General features: G+C 64.0%; 3 protein-coding genes. All 3 read left to right on the plus strand.

Annotation, left to right across the window (positions count from 1 at the left end; translation table 11 throughout):
• Positions 1–277, plus strand: a 277-nt coding sequence (locus ACIRS4_RS37525) for a hypothetical protein (protein WP_404204651.1), incomplete at its 5' end; no start/stop codon positions are given.
• Between the two features lie 50 nt (positions 278–327).
• Positions 328–636, plus strand: coding sequence for a hypothetical protein (locus ACIRS4_RS37530; RefSeq protein WP_404204653.1), 309 nt, complete (start codon positions 328–330; stop codon positions 634–636).
• Between the two features lie 3 nt (positions 637–639).
• Positions 640–1,158, plus strand: a complete 519-nt coding sequence (locus tag ACIRS4_RS37535) for a YbaB/EbfC family nucleoid-associated protein (RefSeq protein WP_404204655.1) — start codon at positions 640–642, stop codon at positions 1,156–1,158.
• Positions 1,159–1,247: the final 89 nt, after the last annotated feature.

Consider the following 1,247-nt stretch of genomic DNA (forward strand, 5'->3'; position numbering starts at 1 on the left):
CTGCTACTGGTGGGGTGGGCATGCGTGGTACCGCGGTGATTCCCCGGACGCGAACGTTGTGCAGGATGCGCTTCCCGGCGTATGGAACGACGATGCCGTCTACGACGTGCTGACGCAGGTATTCGACGGCAATGCGTCGTCCTGGCTCACGGCACTGATTGCCGCAGCCGAAACCGGCACCGTGACGCGCGCACTGCTGTCCCGGTCGCTGGTGGGCGCCGACATCGATCTCGACAGCGCCTATTTTCAGCTGATCTTGGCGGGTGTCGCCGAGTAGACACGTATATGATCGCAACCTAATGGTCAGATGAACATTGGGGGTTCGACGTGAGCAAGGTAGAGGTCGAGATCGCCGGAATGCGTTCGGTAGCAGGTGGACTCGATGACGTGAACTCCAAGGTCACAGATGTTCTCAACGCGATCACCGCAGCCGCGGACGCTCACGAGGGCGTCTGGGGTCATGACGAATTCGGCGACCAGTTCGCCGAGGGCGAGAGCGGATACGACGCGCGCAAGCCCGGTCTGCTGGCCGCGCTCGGGTCGAAGACGACGCTGCTGGGGCAATACTCGAAGGGCCTGCGCGACGCCGCGACCAAATTCGAGAACATGGAAGAAGCCAACAAGAACGGCTTCTGATCCATGACGAACGAGGCCGCGAAAGCGCAGTTGGCGGACCTGGCCGAGATGGTGCAGGGCAGTTTCGCCGCTGTCGCGCGCGCACAGCGGGAGCGAGCCCGGCTGACCGCGAGCGCACGCGCCGGCGGGCGAAGGGTCACGGTCACCGTCAATGCCGACGGTGTCGTCATCAGAATCGAATTCTCCGATGATATCGGCGAACTGACCTATTCCGAGATCGCCGCGGCCGTCACCGCGGCCGCGCAGGATGCCGCCGTCCAGGTGAAACAGAAGTCGCAGGAGATCCTGGCGGAGTTGCAGGCCGAGAAGGCCAAGAATCCGACACTGTCCGAGGTCTTCCCGCTCATGCCCGATATCCAGGCCATGATGCCCACTCCCCCCGAGGTTTCGATGGCGCCGCCGAATGCCGCCGAACGCCGGGCTCCCGACGCCGATACCGGCCTGCGATTCGAGAATGTCGAGGAGTTCGAGCACGATCCCCAGGCCCGAGCGCAATCGGATGCCGCGGCACCCGGCTGGTGATCGATGCCGGGCGAATGATCGGGCAGCGCTCGCCGATGCGATGATGTGCCTCGACCGCGCGGAAGATCCCGAAAGGCAGGAACGATGCA

This window comes from Streptomyces sp. NPDC101166 (genome assembly GCF_044768125.1).
Taxonomy (GTDB): Bacteria; Actinomycetota; Actinomycetes; order Streptomycetales; family Streptomycetaceae; genus Streptomyces.

What these genes read in the sequence shown, in the direction of transcription:
- ACIRS4_RS37535 (WP_404204655.1), top strand. Translation starts at nt 640, where the DNA reads ATGACGAACGAGGCCGCGAAAGCGCAGTTGGCGGACCTGGCCGAGATG.